The organism is Campylobacter sp. TTU-622, from assembly GCF_016598965.1.
Taxonomy (GTDB): domain Bacteria; phylum Campylobacterota; class Campylobacteria; order Campylobacterales; family Campylobacteraceae; genus Campylobacter_D.
Genome location: NZ_JAENKR010000017.1, coordinates 1 through 20,588, shown reverse-complemented (window position 1 = coordinate 20,588; position 20,588 = coordinate 1). Strand labels below are relative to the sequence as shown.

Here is a 20,588-nt window from a genome sequence, read left to right as displayed (position 1 = left end):
ATTTATTTTAAATAATACAAAAACTATTGTTATTAATTAAATTAGAAAAAACAAATTATATTTATATAATACAAAAATCATATATCAAAACTATCAAAAAATTGACATTAAATTAGCAAAATAATATTTTATTTTCTTGATTAAGAATAAAACAGAAAAATCATAACAATTTAAATCGTTGAAAATATAAAAAATAAATAATACAAATTTGTATCATAATTAATAATTTTAAACTAATCTAAAAATCTCAATAAAAATAATTTAATGGACTTTCTTTTAAGAAGATAAAAACAAAAGCATAAAATACTTCCAATATAAAAAGCTAAATTACATGAAAAGAATTTATAAAAATAAATCATTAAATTTTAGCAAAATATAAGCTATGAAAACAAAAATTCAAAGCTCTAAAAAGCTTTGAATAAATTTACATCACAAAAATAGTTGGAACTATAGTTGGGTATTTTTTGATCTTTCTAAAAATATGCTTTCTTAATACCTGTCTGATTTGATTTTCTAAAAATCTTGGATCATTTAAAACCTCATCTTTAACATTGCTAAAAAATTGAGCTAAAACTTCAGCCATTTCTTTTGAAAATGCGTGATCTTGTCTATCAGCTACTAATCCATAACTAAAAACTCTAGGCTTATTAACAAGTGTTTTTGAAGCTTTATCAAGTTGAGCTATGATAACAACTATTCCATTATCAGCTAAATTTTGACGATCGATTACTACATCATCAGCGATTTGTTTATTGATTTGATTATCTACAAAAACTTTTCCTGTTTTAACTGTTTTTACACGTTTAATATATTTTTGACAAATCTCAACCTGATCTCCATCACTCATAAGATAAATATTTCTTTCAGGAACTCCGCACTTCATAGCTGTTTCTTTATGCTTGGTGATATGATTGTATTCTCCATGAACAGGTAAGAAAAATTTTGGTTTTATTAGCGTTAGCATAAGTTTTTGCTCTTCTATACTTGCATGGCCACTTACGTGAATTTCGCTAAATTCTTGATATGCCACTTTAGCACCCGCTTTAAGCAAATAATCAAGCACTGCAGAAACATTTGCCTCGTTACCTGGAATGGCTTTAGCTGAAATGATAATTTGATCGCTTGGTTTAATTTTTATAAATTTATGCTCATCTGTTGCCATTCTATATAAAGCGCTCATTGTTTCGCCTTGGCTTCCTGTAGTTACAATCAAAACTTCATTATCTTTATATTTATTTACCTCATCTGCATCAATAAAAATTTTTCTATCTAGTTTGATATAGCCAAGTTCCATTGTAGTATAGAGATTTCTCTCCATAGAACGCCCTATAACGCAAACTTTTCTACCATATTTTAAACCATAAGTGATTGCTTGATAAACGCGGTGTATATTAGAACTAAAAGTACTCATTATCACTCTACCTTTAGTCTTTGAAAAAATTTGATCAAAAGTAGGGCCAACCGAACTTTCACTTTTTGTATAGCCCTCTTTATAAGAATTTGTGCTATCACTTAAAAGACATAAAACTCCATTTTCTCCATATTGTGCTAAACGTCCTAAATCACTAGGATAACCATCAATTGGAGTTTGATCTATTTTAAAATCTCCTGTGTGTATAATAGTTCCTGCTTTAGTTTTTATAGCTAGTGCAGAAGCATCAATGATAGAGTGGGTAATATGAATCCATTCTATATCAAACTCACCTATTTCATAAATTTTTCTCTTTTCTACAGGTCTAAACCATTTTCTTTCACTTTTTAAGCCGTGTTCTTCAAATTTATTTGAAATCATTCCCAAAGCCAAAGGAGTTGCATAAATTGGAAATTGAAATTCTTTAAAAAAGTAAGGCACAGCTCCTATATGATCTTCGTGTGCGTGAGTAATAATAATAGCTTTAATTTTATCCTTAATCTTTCTAACATAGGAGAAATCAGGTATGATAATATCCACTCCGTGCATAGTTCCATCAGGAAAACTCATACCTATATCTACAATAATAGCTTCATTATTTGTCTCAAAAATGGTGATATTACCGCCAATTTCACCCAAACCTCCAAGAGGAGTTATGCGGATTTTATGTTCGCTTGAATTATTATATTTAAGAGGATTTAAACGATTTTCGTGAGAAATACGATTTGCCTCTATACATTCAGCAAGAGCAATCTGCCAATCTTCATTTCCGCTTAATTTAGAAGGAAGATTTTTTCTTTTTTTCTTTTTTTCTTCTTGATTATTTTGAGTACTGACATTTGAGTTTTCTGAATTTTGAATATTTTTTTTCTTTTTATTTCTATATTTATAATGCTTGTTGTTTTTAGAGTTAAAATTTATTTTTTGTTCTTGATTTTCTTGACTATTTTCGCTCATATTCATCCTTTAATTTTTCATAAATTTTAAGGTATGAATCAACGCAAATTTCGTGGGGTCTAGCATTTTCTTTTATATTAAGACTATTTAAAATTTCTAAAACCTTATTTCTATGAAGACTTAAATTTTTAAGAAGTTGTTTCCTTGGAAATTTAAAACAATCTTTTAAAAAAACTTTAAAATCTTCTATATTACAAAGCTCCCTAAATTCTTTCTCCTTTATCAAACTCATCACAGATGAGATAACCTTTGGCTCAGGATCAAAACATTTAGGATCTACATCAAAAAGTATTTTTCTTTTGCAAATCAAAGCACTTAAAACCCCCAAAGAAGAAAATTCTTTCTCTCCTTCTTTAGCACAAAATTTAAGAGCCATTTCTTTTTGTACCATAACGATAAGCCCTAAACAATTCTCATCTTCTAAGGCTTTTAAAATCAAACAACTTGCTATATAATAAGGCAAATTGGCAATCAAAAAATACTTATTTTCATCAAAACTTCCTTTAACCTCGCTTGCGTTTTGATGCAATAATCTTAATTTTCCACATTCGATTTCTTTTTGAAATTTCTTTTGCAAAAGTGGTATAAGATCTTTATCAATCTCATATGCCTTAACAAAGGAAATTTTTAAAAGCTCTTGCGTTAAATCACCTAAGCCAGGCCCAATCTCAACAATATTATTTGTTTCTTTGGGTATGGCTTGGATGATTTTATAAACTATTTCTTTACTATTTAAAAAATTTTGTCCGTAATGTTTTTTCGCTTTAATCATAAAAAATTATTTTATCTAAAAATTCTTAATTAAGTCTTTTTAGATAAAATTCTAAAAATAAATTAAGAAAGGATTAAATGATAGTTTGTGCTGGAGGTAATGAAAACTTTTCATTTGCTAAAGCTATAGGCATAGGCCTAGTAGAAGCAGCTTGTAATTTAACTAAAATTTGCCAAACTTATAATCCATCAAATCTAGTATTTATAGGAACTTGTGGTTTATATGAAAAAGGTAAAATTTTAGAAATTTATAAAAGCTCTTGTGCTTATAATATTGAATTTTCAAAAATTTCAAATAATTTTTATACACCTGCACAAAATGAAATTTATCTTAAAAATGAAAATGTTTCTCGTGAAACAATTAAAATAAATTCTTCAAATTATATTTGCCAAGATAAAAAAGCCGCTAAAGAATTTGCTAAATTAGGTTTTTTTGCTGAAAATATGGAAGCTTTTGCGGTTTTAAGTGTGGCTAAAAATTTTAATATTTTTGCAGAATGTATTTTATGTGCAACTAATTTTTGTGATGAAAATGCACATAATGACTTTATAGCAAATCACCAAAAAGCTAAAGAAAATTTAATACAATATTTAAAAAAATATAATTATCTTTAAAATTCAAGGAATAAATTTTGAAAGAAACTATAAATATTTTAGATCTTTTGCCCGAAGAATTAGAAGAAAATATCAAACCAATGTTTCGCGTGAAACAAATTTATCAATGGATATATCAAAAATATGCTAATAATTTTTTAGAAATGAGTTCTTTGCCAAAAAGTCTAAGAGAGGAAATGAATGAAAAATATTATTTTAATCCTCTTAAAATAATCTATAAAGAACAAAGTAAAGATGGGAGTATAAAATATCTTTTTGAACTCAAAGATGGCTTAAGAATAGAAAGTGTGCTTTTGCCAATGAAAGAAGAAAAATTTAACGAAAAAGGTATAAAAATTGCCAATGCTAAATATACTATTTGCGTTTCTTCTCAAGTAGGTTGCAAAAGTGGTTGTAGTTTTTGTTTAACAGCAAAAGGTGGCTTAAAAAGAAATTTAAGTGCTGGGGAAATAGTAGCACAAATTCTTTGCATCAAAAAAGATAATCAAATTCCTTATGAAAGACGTGTTAATATAGTATATATGGGGATGGGAGAACCTCTTGATAATCTTAATAATGTTTCAAAAGCCATTAAAATACTATCTCATAACGATGGATTATGTATAAGTCCTAGACGCCAAACTATAAGCACAAGTGGGTTGGCAAATCAAATTAAAAAATTAGGAGAAATGAATTTAGGAGTATTACTTGCTATATCCTTGCACGCTGTAAATGATACTTTACGCAACGAACTAATGCCTATAAACAAAGCTTACAATATAGCTTCTATTATGCAAGCTGTACGTGAATTTCCTATAGATCAAAGAAAAAGAGTTATGTTTGAATATCTTTTGATTGATAATATCAATGATAAAATTGATCACGCAAAAGAACTTGTTAGACTTTTAAATGGTATTAAAGCTAAAGTAAATTTAATACTTTTTAATCCGCACGAAGGAAGCTTTTATAAGCGTCCGAATTTAGAAAATGCTATCAAATTTCAAGATTATATAAGCTCAAAAGGAATAACTTGTACCATAAGAGAGAGCAAAGGACTTGATATTTCAGCAGCTTGCGGACAATTAAAAGAAAGAAAGAAAAATGAGTTGGCTTGATATTATAGAACTTATTTTTATATCTTTGGTTATTATAATAGGTTTTTGTGGAATGGTTTGGGTAATTGTAAAAGATAATAAAAATTAGTTTTTAATATGATTTTTGCAGTATAATAAGCAAAAAAGGTTTATTATGCCAATAAAACAATATAAATTTCATCCCGATGATACTAAATTTGATAAAAAAATGGTTGAAATTACAGAAAAAAAAGGTTTTAAAACTGCTGTATTTTCAATGGCTGCAATGACAATGCTAGGAAGTGTTGTTATTTCTTCAGCTCTTCCTGCCATTAATAAACATTTTGATATACTTTTAAAAAATCAAAGCGGAATTTTAACAGAATTTACGCTTGCTCATCTTGATATTTTAACACGTCTTGTTTTAACAATACCGGCTATTTTTGTAGTAATACTTTCTCCAATTGCTGGAATATTAATGGATAAATTTGGAAAACTTAAATTTATTTTTCCAGCTATGATAATTTGGACAATTTCAGGAGTAGCTGGATTTTTCTTAAATGATATTTATGCCATTCTTATTTCAAGAGCCGTATTTGGAATTGCAACGGCTTTTATAATGACAGGAGCATCAGCTTTGCTTGGAGATTATTATAGTAGGGGTGGATTTAATCGTCGCGAAAACGCTCTTTCTTGGCAAGGATTTTTTTGTGCTGCTGGAGGAGCCATTTTTATTTCTATCGCGGGTTATGTTTCTAGCTATTCTTGGCGTTATCCTTTTTTGGTTTATGGACTTGGAATTTTAATCACAATTTTAGCTTATATGTATCTATTTGAACCTAAAAAATTTAAATTTTATAATCATAGTAAAATAGAAGCAAAAATAAATTATTGGCAATTTTTTCCTATATATTTTATAGGATTTTTTATTATGGTAATTTATTATATATCTCCAACCCAACTTCCTTATTATATAGAAGATCACTTAGGGCTTGATCCAAAATATATAGGAATTTCTATGTCAGTTTCTGCCCTTTTTTATGGACTATTTTCTTTAAGTTATAAATATTTGATGAAATTTATAAATATAAAACAAATTTATATCTTAACTCTTTTCATCGTAGGAAGCTCCTTTATGCTTTTATATTTTATCCATTCCTTTAGTGCAGTAATGCTTGCTTTAGCACTACTTGGAACAGGTGGAGGAATTATGCTTGTTAATAATACAGCTTATTTATTTTCTATTTGTCCATCAAATGCTAGGGCTAGGGCTTATGGAATTTTAGCAAGTTTTATATTTTTAGGACAATTTTTAAGCCCTATAATCTCTCAACCTATAGTAAGACAAATAGGACTCATTGATGCATTTTTAGTATGGGCTATTGTAATTTATTTTGTAGCTATTTTATTTTTATTTTTTAAACAAAAAAGAGAAGTGGCATAAAAATATATTTACAATAATAAGAAGTTGATACATTTTTTTAAGTTATATTGACTAAAAAATGTATTATACATATTAAAAACCTTCAATACTTTTCACCAATCATTACTTTCACTGATAACTTAAAGAATATCTTTAAGTTTTAAAAAGAAAAAATAATAAAACTACTAAAATCTAAAAACTTTATCTTATAAAATCATACTTAAGCAAGAAAACATTTTAAAATAACTATAATTTTATTTGATACAATAGAATAAAACTACCATTTAAAAACCTTTAATACTAGCAAAAAAGATTATACCAAGTTTATTAAAGTATCCCTACTATATAGCTAACCAAAAAGATTTTAAAATTAGAAAAAGATTAAAGATATTTTTCTAATTTTTTAATAATATCCATAATAATTTATTGCTTTTCATCTTCACTTAAATTATCTTTGGTATTTTTAATAAAATATAATCTTATTATATATTGGTCAAAGTACTTCATTATCTCCTAATATGGGTAAAGCGCAATGCTAAAAACCTTCAAATTTGCAGCAAGATGAATAGTGTCGTACTAGGGCTTATTACACAATTGATTTTAATAAGCTTTGCTAATTAAAATATCATCATTATTTTTAAAATTACAATTTCCTTGGATAAATTTTTATCATATCCATAAAATTCGTTTATAAAATGATCATAAACCAAATCGTAATTAGGCATTACAATATAATGTCTTAATAAATTTGTTTAAATTTTTTGCTAATTTTAAAAAAGGAATAGTATCTAAAGTGGTATTTTTAAAGCAATACTAAAAGGATTAAACACTATAAAACGTTTAATTTTATTTTGATTTAAAAAATTCTTAATTAAATTTTTATGTGCTATTTTGGTTTTATCTATGTTTTAAATTCTAAATTTTTAATCTTTTTATCAAAAATTCTAGTGTTTATTTTCCTAGCATAAAAAACCAACCTATCTCTTTTGTTCTTTTATTAAAGACGTTTAAGAAGTTTTATCCAAAGTGTTTTAATTTTAAGTATTGTATAACTTTTAGTATTACTTTTGATAAAAAATCAGTTAAAAAAGCATTTGCTTTATATGAAATATATAATCTAAACTATATCGATTAATTTTTTCTAAATTTTCTTATTTTATGGGATTTTCTAAAATTTCAATATAATTGAAAAATTCCAAACTCTTTAAAAGAAATAAAGTGTTATTTCTTGCAAAAACAATAATTTGTGCATTATAAATATATTTAAAGCATATCTAAACTTGCTATCATAAGACATCGGGTTTTAATGACACCTCTCCCCATTGAAATCTTTTTCATTATCACTCCTTTAAGATAACTTAAGCTAAAAATTTTAGCTTAAAACCAAAAACTACAATAGAATTCAAATTTCAAAAACCTTAGAAATTTAATTTATTATTATTTTAAATCTAAGACTTATAAATATCTTTTTAATTTTAAAAGTATTTCGTTTATAATCTCTAAAATATCATATGTACTCAATTCTTCTTTAGTTTTATTTAGCAAAACATAATCCTTGTTAAAAGTTTCCCAAAAAATTATATCTTTTTCACTAAATAAACCTATGCTTGATTTTTCCAAATTTGAAGCAAGATGAATCACTCCTGTACTAGGAGATATAACACATTTTGTTCTTTTGATAAGCTCGCAAATATTTAAAATATTGTCATCATTTTTAAAGATATAAATTCTTTGTGGATTTTCTTTAAAAAATGTCTTAAATTCTCGTATAAAATCTTTATGAACAGCTTCATAGCTTGGTATAATTATATAAATATCTTTGAATTTAGAAATAATTTCTTGGCAAAGCCTTAAATAATCTACTAATTTTAAAGTATAAAAAGCTGAAATAGAAAAAGGGTTAAGAAGTATTAAATTTTTATCTTTTATATTATTTTGATCTAAAAAATTATTTATGATATTTTTATTATAAATATTTGTTTTAATTTTTATATCAAAATTTAAATTTTTAATTTCTTTATCAAATAATTTAGGATTTATTTTTCTTGCATAATAAAGCATTTTAAATTCATCGTTTCTATTTTTATAAAATCTTTTAATAAAAGAAACAAAGACACACTTGCATTTTAAAGAAAAAATAGAAATAGGACGATTTCTAGTAATCACTTTTTTAGCATTAGTATTTATCAAAAATTTAAGTATAAAAGTTTTAGCATGAAAAGAAATAATAAAATCTAAATTATACTTATTAATTTTCTCTTTTATGATAGGATTTTCACTAGAAGTTAATGAAGGAATTTCTTCAAATTCATCAATAAAATCAAAACAAGATATTAAATCTTTTAAATTACTTTTTCCAAAAAAAACTATTTCTGCCCTATAAATATGTTTTATCACATATAAAGCTTTTAAAGAAATTAAACTATCTCCTATACCATAAGGACAAAAAAATCCTATTACCCCCCCCCGTTAGTTTATTTTTCATTTCAACTCCTTAATTATTAAAATATAATTTCTTATAAGTTTTAATTATAAAAAATTTAAAAATTCTTTTTTCATATCTTTTTTGGAGATTATATCAAAAAATTTATTTTTGTATTTGAATTTCAAACGATAAGAATGCAAAAGCAAACGCTTAGCTCCGCAAAATTCTATCCTTTCTTTTTCTTCCATTTTTTTATCTAAAATTCTTTCAATTTGATCTTTGTTTAATCCGTATAAAGGGTCTCCTAAAATTTTATGTTTCACGTGAAACAAATGAAGTCTTATTTGATGTTGTCTTCCTGTAAAAGGCTTACAAAGTAAAAGAGTTGCATTAAATTCTGGATAGAATTCTAAAATTTCAAATTTAGTAAAAGAATGCTTTCCATTTTCACAAATGCACATTCTAGTTTTTACATCATCATAATTTTTAACCAAATCCATTTTTGTATCAACACTGAAATTTTTATTTATTAATCCTTGTGCTAAAGCTAAATATTCTTTTTGAATTTCTTTTTTTTCAAACATAGTTTTAAAATCTATTTGAGAATTTTTATGTTTTGCTACAAGTATAAGTCCGCTTGTTTCTTTATCAAGTCTATGGGCTACACAAGCTTTATTACCCCACAAATGCCAAATTTCATCACTTAGGCTATACTCACAATGCCTACCATTAGGATGAGTTAATACTCCACTTGGTTTTTCAAGTACGGCAAAATCTTCATTTTCAAAAACAATTTCTATACCTCTTGGTTTATTTTCATAAACTATAAGTTCAATTTCGCCATTTAAAAATTCATTTTTTTTATTAACCAAATTTCCATTACAAAAAAGTCTTTTTTTATCTATAAGTTTTTGAGCTTCATTTATAGAAATTTTTAAGTTTTCCATAAGAACTTCAAATGCCTTTTTTCCATTATTTGATAGCTTAATTTTCGTATAAGGCAACTTTAACCTTTTTTAAATTTTTTTAGATAAAATCATATTTTTTTATTAATAAAATTATAACCAAAAAGGTTTAAAATGGTTCAAAGATATAGCAGAGAAATAATGGCTAAAAAATGGGACTTAAGGGCTAAATATGACGCTTGGCTTAAGGTAGAATTAGCCGCAGTTAAAGCTTGGAATAAGCTTGGAATTATAAATGATGTAGATTGTAAAAAAATTTTAGAAAATGCTAAATTTGATATTAATAGAATTGATGAAATCGAAAAGACTACCAAACACGATGTCATAGCTTTTCTTACAAATGTTAGTGAAAATTTGGGAGAAGAAGGTCGTTTTTTACATTATGCAATGACAAGTTCTGATTGTATTGATACTGCTGTAGCTTTACAAATAAAAGAGAGTTTAGAAATAATTTTAGAAGATTTAGAACAACTTTTAGATGCAATTAAAAAACGTGCCTTAGAGCATAAAAACACTCTAATGGTAGGAAGAAGTCACGGAATTCACGGCGAACCTATAACTTTTGGTTTAGTAATGGCAATTTGGTATGATGAAATAAAAAATGCAAAAGATCTCTTGCTTCACGCAAAAGAAGTAATTAGTTATGGAAAAATTAGTGGAGCTATGGGAAATTTTGCTCACGCTCCTTTGGAATTTGAAGAAGAGGTTTGTAAAATTTTAAATTTAAAACCAGCCCCTGTTTCAAATCAAATAATTCAAAGAGATCGTTACGCACAAGTAATTTCAGCTATAGCAATTTTAGCCTCAAGCTGTGAGCAAATTGCTGTAGCAATTAGACATTTTCAAAGAACAGAAGTTTATGAAGCTGAAGAATATTTTTCACAAGGACAAAAAGGAAGCTCAGCTATGCCACATAAAAGAAACCCTGTTTTAAGTGAAAATATTACAGGACTTTGTAGGATTTTAAGATCCTTTGTAACACCAGCTTTAGAAAATGTTGCTCTTTGGCATGAAAGAGATATAAGCCATTCAAGTGTAGAAAGATTTATCTTACCTGATGCTTTTATTACTGCTGATTTTATGTTAAATAGACTAAAAGATTTGATTAATAATCTTTTAGTTTACCCTAAAAATATGATGAAAAATTTAAATCTTACAGGTGGATTAGTTTTTTCAGGAAGAGTTCTTTTGGAATTACCACTTAAAGGTTTAAGTCGTGAAGAAGCTTATAAGATTGTCCAAAGAAATGCAATGAAAGTTTGGAATGATTTACAAGATGGAAAATCTGCTCTCAATGAAAAAAATGAAAGTTTATTTTTAATTGCTCTTTTAAATGATAAAGATTTAAGATCAAAACTCAATGAAGAAGATATTAGAAAATGTTTTGATTATTCTTATTACACAAAAAATATTGATGCAATTTTTGCAAGAACATTTAAATAATTTTAAAGGTTGATTATGAAAGTTATTAAAAGAAATGGACGCACCGAGGAATTAGATATCTCAAAAATTAAAAAATGTACTTCTGATGCTGTTAAAAATTTAGAAGGGGTAAATCTAAGCGAATTAGAACTTGATGCAAAAATTCAATTCCGCGATGGAATAACTACTGAGGAAATACAAAAAACTTTAATTAAAACAGCAGTAGATAAAATAGATATTGATTGTCCTAATTGGACTTTCGTTGCAGCTAGACTTTTTTTATTTGATCTTTATAAAAAAGTAAATGGCATGAATCGCTACAATCATTTAAGAGAATACTTTGAAAAAGGAGAAAAAGAAGGTAGAATCTTACTGGGACTTAAAGAAAAATATGATCTTGATGATTTAAATGATTATATAAAACCTGAAAGAGATATGCAATTTACTTATCTTGGTATTAAAACCCTTTATGATAGATATCTAATAAAAGATAGCAAAGGTATGCCTATAGAACTACCTCAACAAATGTTTATGGCTATTGCAATGTTTTTAGCTCAAAATGAATTTAATCCTACAGAATGGGCAAAGAAATTTTATGATCTTATTTCTAAATTTGAAGTAATGCTAGCTACTCCTACTCTTTCAAATGCTAGAACCACACGTCATCAACTTAGCTCTTGTTATATAGGAAGCACACCTGATAATATAGAAGGGATATTTGACTCTTATCAAGAAATGGCTTTGCTTTCTAAATTTGGTGGTGGTATAGGCTGGGATTGGTCTAAGGTACGTGCTATGGGTGGAAGCATAGATGGGCACAAAAATGCAGCTGGCGGAATCATACCTTTTTTAAAAATTACTAATGATATAGCAGTGGCGGTTGATCAACTAGGAACTAGAAAAGGAGCAATTGCAGTTTATATAGAACCTTGGCATATGGACATTAGCGATTTTATAGATTTACGCAAAAATTCTGGAGAAGAAAGAAGAAGAGCACATGAACTTTTTCCTGCATTATGGATTAACGATCTTTTTATGAAAAGAGTCAGAGCCAATGATAAATGGACTCTTTTTGATCCTGCTGATACTGCTGATTTATGTGATTTATATGGGGAAGAATTTGAAAAAAGATATGAAGAATATGAAAAAGATGAAAGCATTGTTAAAGAAATCATAGAAGCAAAAGAACTTTGGAAAAAAATATTACTTAATTATTTTGAAACAGGTATGCCTTTTTTATGTTTTAAAGATAATGCCAATAAAGCCAACCCAAATGCGCACTCAGGTATTATTAGAAGTTCAAATTTATGTACAGAAATCTTTCAAAACACTGAACCAAACTATTATCAAATTAAAGTTGTTTTCGAAAATGGTAAAGAAAAATATTTTCATGAAGAAGAAATAGTTACTGTCAATGGAAATTATCAAAAACCGGCTAAAAAAATAAGTACTTTAGATAACATAGATGGTGATAAAGTTTATATAGTTGAAAAATTTAAAAATGATGGCAAAACAGCAGTTTGTAATCTAGCAAGTATAAATTTAAGTAAAGTTTATACACAAGAAGATATAAAACGTGTTGTTCCAACTGCTATAAGAATGCTTGATAATGTAATTGATCTTAATTTTTATCCACATAGAAAAGTAAAAGATACAAATTTAAAATCTCGTGCCATAGGACTTGGAGTAATGGGAGAAGCTCAAATGCTCGCAGAGGCTAAAATTTATTGGGGAAGTGATGAGCATTTCAATAAAATTGATGAAATAATGGAACAAATTAGTTATGAAGCAATTAATACAAGTTCAAATTTGGCCATAGAAAAAGGAGTTTATCCTGAATTTAAAGGATCAAATTGGAGTAAAGGAATTTTTCCAATAGATCTAGCAAATCCAAAAGCCAAAGCTTTAACACTAAAAGAAGGATTATTTGATCAAAGTATGTGTAATTGGGATAAATTGAGAGAAAAAGTTAAAAAAGATGGTATGAGAAATGGATATTTAATGGCTATTGCTCCTACTTCTTCAATCTCTATTCTAGTAGGAACAACGCAAACTATAGAACCTGTTTATAAAAGAAAATGGTTTGAGCAAAATTTAAGCGGGATGATACCTGTAGTTGTTCCAAATTTAAATTTAGAAACTTGGCAATATTATACTCCAGCTTATGAACTTGATCAAAAAATTCTAGTAAAAGCTGCTGCTATACGAGGAAAATGGATAGATCAAGGACAAAGTCTTAATATATTCTTGTCTCTTGATAAAGCAAGTGGTGGATATCTTAATGAAATTTATCAATTAGCTTGGGAATTAGGGATTAAATCAACTTATTATCTAAGAAGTGAAAGCCCTGACAGTGAAAAAGTTAATGTTGCAGATAGAAGCATAGAGTGCGAAGGTTGTCAATAATGGCTTAAAGCCATTATTGTTCTGATGAGCAAGTAGCATTGAAGTCTTGCATAGCATCATTATTAATATCTTTCATAGGATAATTGCAACTTATTCTAATCTTTCCTTTAGCATCTTCCATATTTTGATCAGCAAAAGCATTAAATATAAAAATACTTGATAAAACTAAAAAAGAAATTAAAAATTTCATTTTATTCTCCTTATTATGTATTAAGTGTTATTTATATTATAAAATTAATTTTTATAATTTATGTAGTTTTAATTATTTAAACTATCATAATAGTTACCAAATGAAACATACTAATATTTGATTTATTTACTATTCATTCAAAAGTTAACACATATTTTAAAAAGCTCTAAGCTTTTTTTTTGTATCTTTATTATTTTTAAAAATCAAAAGGATGAAAATGTTAAATTCTATACAATTAAAAAACGAGATAAAAAATGTATAAAAATAACTCACTTGCGGAACTAACTTTTAGAGGAATGCTTCTAGGAAGTATTTTAACCATTATTTTTACAGCTTCTAATGTTTATTTAGGTCTTAAAGTAGGACTTACTTTTTCATCTTCAATTCCCGCTGTAGTAATATCTATGGCAGTATTAAGTTTTTTTAAAAATTCAAATATTTTAGAAAATAATATGGTTCAAACTCAAGCTTCTGCAGCCGGAACTTTATCTTCTGTTATATTTGTTATACCTGGGCTTTTTATGTGTGGTTATTGGACCGAATTTCCACTTTGGCAAACTTTTTTAATTTGTCTTTGCGGAGGAGGTTTAGGAGTTTTATTTACCATACCTTTAAGAAGAGCTATGGTAACTAAAAGCAAACTAGTATATCCGGAAGGAAGAGCAGCAGCTGAAATTTTAAAAGTAGTCAATCAAGATCAAAGCAATAAAAAAAGTAAAAACGGTGTAAAAGAAATAATTTCAGGTTCTTTTATTGCAGCTTTTGTTAGTCTTTTAAGTAGTGGTTTTAAGATATTAGCTACTGAAAGTAATTTTTCATTTATATGGAATAAAATGGCTTTTGGTTTTTCTACTGGTTATTCTTTAGCACTTTTAGGGGCTGGATACCTTGTAGGACTAGCAGGGGCATTGGCACTTTTTTTAGGAATGTTTTTAGCTTGGGGAGTTTTTACGCCTTATCTTTCAAATTTAGATTTCGATAGTGCTAAAAGTGCAACAGAATTGGCTACAAGTGTTTGGTCAGCAAAAGTAAGACTTATAGGAACAGGAGCTATAGCAATAGCCGCACTTTGGACTTTAATAGAACTTTTAGATCCTGTAATAAAAGGATTAAAAGAAATTATCAAAAACACCAAAATTTCTAATACTCAAAGCCTTGATCCTAAAGATACTGATCTCTCTTTAAAAAGTATTTTTATCCTATTTATTCTTATGACTATAGGACTTTTTATTGCTTTTTATAATTTCGTAACTGATGCAAATTTAAGTCTTTCAAATCATATTATTTTTGCTATATCTGGAACTTTAATTGCAATCTTGATTGGATTTTTTGTAGCAGCAGCTTGTGGTTATATGGCAGGACTTGTAGGATCTTCATCTAGCCCTATTTCAGGAATTGGACTTATAGGTATAATTGTTTCTTCTTTGGTAATTTTATTTTTAGGATCACAAGAGAAAATTTTTGCAGATGCATCATTATCTAAATTTGCTATTGCTTTAGCTATTTTTACAACTAGTGCGATTTTAGCAACAGCTGCTATATCAAACGATAACTTACAAGATCTAAAAACAGGACATTTGGTTGGAGCTACTCCTTGGAAACAACAAGTTTCTTTACTTATAGGATGTATATTTGGGGCTTTAGCTATAGTTCCTGTGTTAAATTTATTATATCAAGCTTATGGTTTTAAAGGTGCTATGCCAAGACCTGATATGGATATTTCTGCTGCTTTAGCTGCTCCTCAAGCTAATTTAATGAGTACAATAGCACAAGGAATTTTTAATCATAATATAGCGTGGAATTACATTATATTTGGAGCTTTAATTGGTGTTGCTATTATAATTATTGATAAAATTTTAAAAAAATATCAAAAATCTCTACCTCCTTTAGCAGTAGGTATAGGTATTTATCTGCCCCCAGAAGCAATCATACCACTTATAGTAGGTGGGATTTTAAATTATTATGTAATGAAATATCTTAAGAAAAAATATGCACACAATTCTCACAAAGAAGAAAAAATTGCAAAATGCGAGCAAAAAGGAATTTTATTTGCTTCAGGACTTATAGTTGGAGAAAGTATTTTTGGAGTTATCATAGCAGGTATTACAGTTTTTTCTGTAAGCAATCAAGGAAGCGAAGAACCTTTGGCTCTGAATTTAGGTTTCACAGATAATGGAATTTTAGCATCTATTGTTTTTATAGCTGTTATGTTATATTTTGTAAAACGTATAGTAAAAAAGGACTAAGATGGAAAATCTTCACGCTTTAATGCTTGGAATCATAGAAGGTTTAACCGAATTTTTACCTATATCTTCAACAGGACATATGATTTTAGGAACTACTATTTTAGGATTAGAGCAAAATGAATTTTTAAGAAGTTTTTTAATTATAATTCAACTTGGTTCTATCCTTGCTGTTTTATTTGTATTTTGGAATAACCTTTTTCAAAATATTAAACTATGGGTTAAACTTGCTGTAGGATTTTTTCCTACTGGAGTTATTGGATTTTTTCTTGCCAAGCATTTAGATCTTTTGTTTAATGGCTATGTAGTTGTCATAATGCTAATACTTGGAGGTATAGTATTTATTATTATAGAAAGATTACATAAAAATAAAAATTATCAAATTAACTCCTTAGATGAAATATCTTTTAAACAAGCTTTTTGTATTGGGCTTTTTCAATCTTTAGCCATGATTCCTGGCACCTCAAGAAGTGGGGCAAGTATTATTGGGGGGCTTTTATTAGGATTTAATCGTAAAATCGCAGCTGAATTTAGTTTTTTACTTGCAATTCCAACCATGATCATAGCTACAGCTTATAGTATTTACAAAGAACCTCACATTTTTAACACTAATGAGACTTTAATTCCTTTAGTTATAGGATTTATAACAGCGTTTTTTGTTGCTATTTTTGTTATAAAAATCTTTTTGAAATTTATTTCAAAATTTAGTTTTATTTCTTTTGGAATTTATAGAATTTTTTTAGGATTTATATTTTTATATTTATATTATTTTGGAATTTTAGATGCTCAAAGCCATTTCTAATTTTTTAAAAATAAACTTAATTTTAAAAAATATTAAGCTTTATAAAGTTAAAATTAAGTTTTTAATCAAAACTTACAGAGTAAGTAAGCAAAGGCAATAAATGGAACAAGAAATCATCGCTTTTTTACAACAGGATAAAATCATTGATACACAAAGTACAAATTGCAAAGATTTAAAAGCTATATATTTTGATAATTCTAATGAAAGTTTAGAAGTAATACGTCACTCTTGTGCACATTTAATGGCTCAAGCGATTAAAAGTCTATATCCTGAAGCTAAATTTTTCGTAGGACCTGTAATAGAAGATGGTTTTTATTATGATTTTCGCGTAGAAAATAAAATCAGTGAAGAAGATTTGATAAAAATAGAAAATAAAATGAAAGAACTAGCAAATTTAAAGCTAGATATTACAAAATATGAAATCTCTAAAAAAGAAGCTTTAATTAAATTTAAAGATGATGATCTTAAACAAGAAGTTTTATCAAAAATTCCAAATGAAATTGTAAGTATTTATAAACAGGGCGAATTCGAAGATCTATGTCGTGGTCCTCATTTGCCAAATACTAAATTTCTTAAATTCTTTAAATTAACAAGAATCGCAGGGGCTTATTTAGGTGGCGATGAAAAAAAAGAAATGCTAACACGCATTTATGGAACTGCTTTTGCAGATAAAGAAAGCTTAAAAGAATATTTGCATATTATAGAAGAAGCTAAAAAAAGAGATCATAGAAAACTAGGAAGCGAACTTAAACTTTTTACTTTTGATGATGAAATAGGTGGAGGGCTTCCTATTTGGCTTAGTAATGGAGCAAGACTTAGAAGCAAATTAGAACAAATACTTTATAAAGCTCATCGTTTAAGAGGATATGAACCTGTGCGTGGTCCTGAACTTTTAAAAGCAGATGCTTGGAAAATTAGCGGACATTATGATAATTATAAAGAAAATATGTATTTTACTCAAATTGATGAACAAGAATATGGAATAAAACCTATGAATTGTGTAGGACATATTAAAGTTTATCAAAGTGAAGTTAGAAGCTATAGAGATTTGCCTTTAAAATTTTTTGAATATGGCGTTGTACATCGTCATGAAAAAAGCGGGGTTTTACACGGATTATTAAGAGTTAGAGAATTTACTCAAGATGATGCACATATTTTTTGTATGCCAAGCCAAATCAAAGAACAAGTACTTGAAATTTTAAATTTTGTTGATAAGCTAATGCAACTCTTTAATTTTTCTTATGAAATGGAAATTTCAACCAAGCCTGAAAAAGCTATCGGTGATGATGAAATTTGGGAAATCGCAACAAAAGCTTTAAAAGAAGCTTTAGATGAACAAGGTTTAAAATACAATATCGATGAAGGTGGCGGAGCATTCTATGGTCCAAAAATTGATATTAAAATTACTGATGCCTTAAAAAGAAAATGGCAATGTGGAACCATACAAGTAGATTTTAATCTACCTAATCGTTTTAAATTAGAATATACAAATCACGAAAATGAGAAAAAACAGCCCGTAATGCTTCATCGTGCAATTTTAGGATCTTTTGAAAGATTTATAGGAATTTTAACCGAACATTGTGGAGGAGAATTCCCATTTTTCATAGCACCAACTGCAGTAGGTATAATACCAATTTCAGATAATCACAAAACTTATGCTAAAGAAATTTATAAAATGCTTTTAGAATTAGGTATAGATAGTGAAATTTATGAAAAAAATGAAAGTTTAAGTAAAAAAATTCGCACTGCTGAGAAACAAAAATTACCAATGATTTTAGTTTTAGGAGATGATGAGGTCTCAAAAAGAAGTGTTGCTCTAAGAGATAGAAGAACCAAAGAACAAAAGAATTTAAGTTTAGATGAATTTATAAATTTAATCAAGGAGAAAATAAGTGAGGTATATTTTTGAGTAAAGAAAAAGAAATATTGCTCAATGATGAGATAAGAGCAGATGAAATAAGATGTATAGGTGATGATGGAAAAGTTTATGGGATAATTAGTAGCGATGAAGCCTTAGAAATAGCAAATCGCTTAGGGCTTGATCTTGTTATGATAGCTCCGGATGCAAAACCACCAGTTTGCAAAATAATGGATTTTGGAAAATTTCGTTATCAACAAGAAAAAAAACAAAAAGAAGCAAAGAAAAAACAAAAAATTATTGATATAAAAGAAATTAAACTTTCAGTAAAAATCGCTCAAAATGATATTAATTATAAAGTTAAACATGCTCTTGAGTTTTTATCACAAGGAAAACATGTAAGATTTCGTGTATTTTTAAAAGGACGTGAGATGTCAAGTCCCGAAGCTGGTATTACTCTACTTGAAAAAATTTGGACTATGGTAGAAAATGTAGCTAACCGCGATAAAGAGCCAAATTTTGAAGGTCGTTATGTAAATATGCTTGTAACACCAAAGAAATCTTAATGGTTTTTTAAATGCCAAGAAAAAATTTAATAGAAAATAAAAATCAACATAAAGCAAAGAATTTACATTCAAAAAAAGATGACTTAAATATAGACTTAGCTATGCAAAAAACTAAAGAATATTTAGAAAAAAATTTTCATTAAATAGATATGAAAGCGGGTTGCGAATTTTATAGATGGTAAATATTATTTTGAAATAGAGAAAAAAATAGAAATTTCTTTTAATTAATAATATTAAATCAACAAAAATTCGCGTCCAATTTGATATGAATTTTATAGATAATACTATAAAACCAGATGGTGGAGTATTATTTTTAAGAAAAAAAGATGATGAGAATTATAAAAAAGTTCTATTGATTACAGATGCTAAAAGACAAGGAGCTAATGATACTAGAAAAAAGAAGGCAAAAGCAAACAAGTTGCTGGAAATGCTATAGAAAGACTAGGAAAAAATTTAACAGGTATTAAAGCTATGTTAAATCATGAAAAAATAACTCCTTTTGTATGTTTTGGCTGGAGATGTGATTTTGTAAGCAGTGAAAAATCCGTTTTAGCAAAATTAAATGTTTTAAATGAATTTTATTATCTAAATAAAACTTATATTTTTAAAGCAGATGGCAATAGTGATCATAATTATTTTTCTCCTGTTAGTATGTATTTTATAGAAAATAAGTGGGAAGTAAATGAAATGTTTGAAATTATGAAAGAAATTGCTAAAACATCTTTAAGGTATTATATCTTTTAATATGGCTACTGAAAACCCTAACTTTTTAAAAGAGCAAATCATTACTTATCTTGGTAATAAAAGAGCACTTTTAGGCTTTTTAGAACAAGGATTTAATTTTGCTAAAAAAGAATTAAAAAAAGATAAATTTAGCTTTTGTGATATCTTTAGTGGTTCAGGTATAGTCAGTCGTTTTGCAAAAGCACACTCAAATTTTATTATAGCTAATGATTTAGAAAATTATTCAAGAATTATTAATGAATGCTATCTTAGCAATAAAGATGAAAATTTAAATAAAACTATAAAAAAATATCATAAAAATCTAACTCAAAACTTAAGACTTCAAAAAGGCTTTATTAGTAAGCTTTATGCTCCAAAAGATGAAAATTTTATCCAAAAAGATGAAAGAGTTTTTTATACTATTAAAAATGCAATGTATTTAGATACTTTAAGAGCAAAAATTGATAATGATATTCCAAAAGAATTTAGACATTTTTTTATAGCACCTTTAATCTATGAAGCAAGTGTTCATTCTAATACAAGTGGAGTTTTTAAGGGTTTTTATAAAGGAAAAAATGGTATAGGAAAATTTGGAGGAGAAGCTGGCAATGCTTTAAAACGTATTAAAGGTGAAATAGAACTTAAAATGCCTATTTTTTCAAATTTTTCTTGTGAATTTAAAGTTATACAAAAAGATGCAAATATACTTGCAAAAGAACTTGATAATATAGATGTAATTTATCTTGATCCCCCTTATAA

Annotated in this window: 18 protein-coding genes; 13 read left to right on the top strand and 5 right to left on the bottom strand. The window is 27.2% G+C overall.

Translation table 11 applies throughout. The features are described 5' to 3' along the window. Positions 1 to 424: 424 nt before the first annotated feature. Positions 425 to 2,374, bottom strand: a complete 1,950-nt coding sequence (locus tag JG677_RS03195; RefSeq protein ID WP_200169147.1) for a ribonuclease J — start codon at positions 2,372 to 2,374, stop codon at positions 425 to 427. Next, positions 2,355 to 3,140 carry a 16S rRNA (adenine(1518)-N(6)/adenine(1519)-N(6))-dimethyltransferase RsmA gene (gene rsmA / locus JG677_RS03190; RefSeq protein ID WP_200285140.1) on the bottom strand — a complete coding sequence of 262 codons (786 nt, stop codon included), beginning with the start codon at positions 3,138 to 3,140 and terminating at the stop codon, positions 2,355 to 2,357. The genes JG677_RS03195 and rsmA overlap by 20 nt, the downstream gene beginning before the upstream one ends. Before the next feature lie 77 nt (positions 3,141 to 3,217). Here rsmA and JG677_RS03185 point away from each other — a divergent pair, with 77 nt between their 5' ends. From JG677_RS03185 to JG677_RS03175, 3 genes are all read left to right on the top strand, one after another. After that, entirely contained in the window at positions 3,218 to 3,754 is a 537-nt protein-coding gene (locus JG677_RS03185; protein WP_200217039.1) for a phosphorylase family protein, read from the top strand. Positions 3,755 to 3,771: 17 nt separating this feature from the next. Beyond that, positions 3,772 to 4,848 (top strand): 23S rRNA (adenine(2503)-C(2))-methyltransferase RlmN, encoded by a 1,077-nt coding sequence (rlmN, locus tag JG677_RS03180; protein ID WP_200285138.1) that lies wholly within the window; start codon positions 3,772 to 3,774, stop codon positions 4,846 to 4,848. Positions 4,849 to 4,981: 133 nt separating this feature from the next. Beyond that, the gene (locus tag JG677_RS03175) at positions 4,982 to 6,250 is read left to right on the top strand and encodes an MFS transporter (RefSeq protein WP_200169151.1); all 1,269 of its coding nucleotides are present in this window, start codon (positions 4,982 to 4,984) and stop codon (positions 6,248 to 6,250) included. Positions 6,251 to 7,684: 1,434 nt separating this feature from the next. Here JG677_RS03175 and JG677_RS09020 read toward each other — a convergent pair. Together JG677_RS09020 and JG677_RS03165 are read right to left on the bottom strand one after the other, a co-directional pair. Continuing rightward, complete coding sequence (locus tag JG677_RS09020; protein WP_200285137.1) at positions 7,685 to 8,626, bottom strand: glycosyltransferase family 9 protein; 942 nt, start codon at positions 8,624 to 8,626, stop codon at positions 7,685 to 7,687. A gap of 132 nt (positions 8,627 to 8,758) precedes the next feature. Continuing rightward, positions 8,759 to 9,658: an RluA family pseudouridine synthase gene (locus tag JG677_RS03165; RefSeq protein WP_200169153.1), complete on the bottom strand. Its 900-nt coding sequence runs from the start codon at positions 9,656 to 9,658 to the stop codon at positions 8,759 to 8,761. 75 nt (positions 9,659 to 9,733) lie between these two features. On the opposite strand from JG677_RS03165, the gene purB reads away from it, so the two are divergent. Next, complete coding sequence (gene purB / locus JG677_RS03160) at positions 9,734 to 11,062, top strand: adenylosuccinate lyase (protein ID WP_200169154.1); 1,329 nt, start codon at positions 9,734 to 9,736, stop codon at positions 11,060 to 11,062. 15 nt (positions 11,063 to 11,077) lie between these two features. Beyond that, positions 11,078 to 13,447 carry a ribonucleoside-diphosphate reductase subunit alpha gene (locus JG677_RS03155; protein WP_200217034.1) on the top strand — a complete coding sequence of 790 codons (2,370 nt, stop codon included), beginning with the start codon at positions 11,078 to 11,080 and terminating at the stop codon, positions 13,445 to 13,447. A 13-nt stretch (positions 13,448 to 13,460) separates the two neighbouring features. Here JG677_RS03155 and JG677_RS03150 read toward each other — a convergent pair whose 3' ends face one another. After that, entirely contained in the window at positions 13,461 to 13,637 is a 177-nt protein-coding gene (locus tag JG677_RS03150; RefSeq protein ID WP_200217033.1) for a hypothetical protein, read from the bottom strand. A gap of 254 nt (positions 13,638 to 13,891) precedes the next feature. Between JG677_RS03150 and JG677_RS03145 the strand changes: the two genes are divergently transcribed. The 8 genes from JG677_RS03145 to JG677_RS03115 form a co-directional block, all read left to right on the top strand. Continuing rightward, positions 13,892 to 15,883: an OPT family oligopeptide transporter gene (locus JG677_RS03145; RefSeq protein ID WP_200217032.1), complete on the top strand. Its 1,992-nt coding sequence runs from the start codon at positions 13,892 to 13,894 to the stop codon at positions 15,881 to 15,883. Between the two features lies 1 nt (position 15,884). After that, positions 15,885 to 16,682 carry an undecaprenyl-diphosphate phosphatase gene (locus JG677_RS03140; protein WP_200285135.1) on the top strand — a complete coding sequence of 266 codons (798 nt, stop codon included), beginning with the start codon at positions 15,885 to 15,887 and terminating at the stop codon, positions 16,680 to 16,682. 100 nt (positions 16,683 to 16,782) lie between these two features. Then, positions 16,783 to 18,591 carry a threonine--tRNA ligase gene (gene thrS / locus JG677_RS03135; RefSeq protein WP_200285133.1) on the top strand — a complete coding sequence of 603 codons (1,809 nt, stop codon included), beginning with the start codon at positions 16,783 to 16,785 and terminating at the stop codon, positions 18,589 to 18,591. Continuing rightward, positions 18,588 to 19,106 carry a translation initiation factor IF-3 gene (gene infC / locus JG677_RS03130; RefSeq protein WP_200169160.1) on the top strand — a complete coding sequence of 173 codons (519 nt, stop codon included), beginning with the start codon at positions 18,588 to 18,590 and terminating at the stop codon, positions 19,104 to 19,106. The genes thrS and infC overlap by 4 nt, the downstream gene beginning before the upstream one ends. Positions 19,107 to 19,117: 11 nt before the next feature. After that, positions 19,118 to 19,249 (top strand): hypothetical protein, encoded by a 132-nt coding sequence (locus tag JG677_RS08975; RefSeq protein ID WP_267905147.1) that lies wholly within the window; start codon positions 19,118 to 19,120, stop codon positions 19,247 to 19,249. A gap of 122 nt (positions 19,250 to 19,371) precedes the next feature. Continuing rightward, positions 19,372 to 19,542, top strand: coding sequence for an EcoRI family type II restriction endonuclease (locus tag JG677_RS03125; RefSeq protein ID WP_200285131.1), 171 nt, complete (start codon positions 19,372 to 19,374; stop codon positions 19,540 to 19,542). A 35-nt stretch (positions 19,543 to 19,577) separates the two neighbouring features. Further along, a complete protein-coding gene (locus JG677_RS03120) occupies positions 19,578 to 19,850 on the top strand; it encodes a restriction endonuclease (protein WP_200285129.1) in 273 nt (90 codons plus the stop codon). 1 nt (position 19,851) lies between these two features. Next, positions 19,852 to 20,588 (top strand): DNA adenine methylase (locus JG677_RS03115; RefSeq protein ID WP_200285127.1); only part of this gene is annotated, 737 nt, incomplete at its 3' end.

What these genes read in the sequence shown, in the direction of transcription:
- JG677_RS03195 (WP_200169147.1), bottom strand. Translation starts at nt 2,374, where the DNA reads ATGAATATGAGCGAAAATAGTCAAGAAAATCAAGAACAAAAAATAAAT.
- rsmA (WP_200285140.1), bottom strand. Translation starts at nt 3,140, where the DNA reads ATGATTAAAGCGAAAAAACATTACGGACAAAATTTTTTAAATAGTAAA.
- JG677_RS03185 (WP_200217039.1), top strand. Translation starts at nt 3,218, where the DNA reads ATGATAGTTTGTGCTGGAGGTAATGAAAACTTTTCATTTGCTAAAGCT.
- JG677_RS03175 (WP_200169151.1), top strand. Translation starts at nt 4,982, where the DNA reads ATGCCAATAAAACAATATAAATTTCATCCCGATGATACTAAATTTGAT.
- purB (WP_200169154.1), top strand. Translation starts at nt 9,734, where the DNA reads ATGGTTCAAAGATATAGCAGAGAAATAATGGCTAAAAAATGGGACTTA.
- JG677_RS03155 (WP_200217034.1), top strand. Translation starts at nt 11,078, where the DNA reads ATGAAAGTTATTAAAAGAAATGGACGCACCGAGGAATTAGATATCTCA.
- JG677_RS03150 (WP_200217033.1), bottom strand. Translation starts at nt 13,637, where the DNA reads ATGAAATTTTTAATTTCTTTTTTAGTTTTATCAAGTATTTTTATATTT.
- JG677_RS03145 (WP_200217032.1), top strand. Translation starts at nt 13,892, where the DNA reads ATGTATAAAAATAACTCACTTGCGGAACTAACTTTTAGAGGAATGCTT.
- JG677_RS03140 (WP_200285135.1), top strand. Translation starts at nt 15,885, where the DNA reads ATGGAAAATCTTCACGCTTTAATGCTTGGAATCATAGAAGGTTTAACC.
- thrS (WP_200285133.1), top strand. Translation starts at nt 16,783, where the DNA reads ATGGAACAAGAAATCATCGCTTTTTTACAACAGGATAAAATCATTGAT.
- JG677_RS08975 (WP_267905147.1), top strand. Translation starts at nt 19,118, where the DNA reads ATGCCAAGAAAAAATTTAATAGAAAATAAAAATCAACATAAAGCAAAG.
- JG677_RS03125 (WP_200285131.1), top strand. Translation starts at nt 19,372, where the DNA reads ATGAATTTTATAGATAATACTATAAAACCAGATGGTGGAGTATTATTT.
- JG677_RS03120 (WP_200285129.1), top strand. Translation starts at nt 19,578, where the DNA reads ATGTTAAATCATGAAAAAATAACTCCTTTTGTATGTTTTGGCTGGAGA.